Annotated in this window: 1 protein-coding gene; it reads left to right on the forward strand. The window is 46.1% G+C overall.

Translation table 11 applies throughout. From position 1 onward, the window contains the following. Window positions 1-180: 180 nt before the first annotated feature. Complete coding sequence (locus ACTHSL_RS12760; RefSeq protein ID WP_425277498.1) at window positions 181-753, forward strand: tail fiber assembly protein; 573 nt, start codon at window positions 181-183, stop codon at window positions 751-753. Window positions 754-926: the final 173 nt, after the last annotated feature.

Below are 926 nucleotides of genomic sequence, written 5' to 3' on the forward strand. Positions count from 1 at the left end.
TGCGCATACAGTTGGTATTGGTGCGCACCAGCATCCGGTTGTTATCGGTGCTCATGCCCATTCTTTCAGTATTGGTTCACACGGACACACCATCACCGTTAACGCTGCGGGTAACGCGGAAAACACCGTCAAAAACATTGCATTTAACTATATTGTGAGGCTTGCATAATGGCATTCAGAATGAGTGAACAACCACGGACCATAAAAATTTATAATCTGCTGGCCGGAACTAATGAATTTATTGGTGAAGGTGACGCATATATTCCGCCTCATACCGGTCTGCCTGCAAACAGTACCGATATTGCACCGCCAGATATTCCGGCTGGCTTTGTGGCTGTTTTCAACAGTGATGAGGCATCGTGGCATCTCGTTGAAGACCATCGGGGTAAAACCGTCTATGACGTGGCTTCCGGCGACGCGTTATTTATTTCTGAACTCGGTCCGTTACCGGAAAATTTTACCTGGTTATCGCCGGGAGGGGAATATCAGAAGTGGAACGGCACAGCCTGGGTGAAGGATACGGAAGCAGAAAAACTGTTCCGGATCCGGGAGGCGGAAGAAACAAAAAAAAGCCTGATGCAGGTAGCCAGTGAGCATATTGCGCCGCTTCAGGATGCTGCAGATCTGGAAATTGCAACGAAGGAAGAAACCTCGTTGCTGGAAGCCTGGAAGAAGTATCGGGTGTTGCTGAACCGTGTTGATACATCAACTGCACCTGATATTGAGTGGCCTGCTGTCCCTGTTATGGAGTAATCGTTTTGTGATATGCCGCAGAAACGTTGTATGAAATAACGTTCTGCGGTTAGTTAGTATATTGTAAAGCTGAGTATTGGTTTATTTGGCGATTATTATCTTCAGGAGAATAATGGAAGTTCTATGACTCAATTGTTCATAGTGTTTACATCACCGCCAATTGCTTTTAAGAC

The organism is Neisseria sp. P0008.S010, from assembly GCF_051962715.1.
Classification (GTDB): domain Bacteria; phylum Pseudomonadota; class Gammaproteobacteria; order Burkholderiales; family Neisseriaceae; genus Neisseria; species Neisseria elongata.

What these genes read in the sequence shown, in the direction of transcription:
- ACTHSL_RS12760 (WP_425277498.1), top strand. Translation starts at nt 181, where the DNA reads ATGAGTGAACAACCACGGACCATAAAAATTTATAATCTGCTGGCCGGA.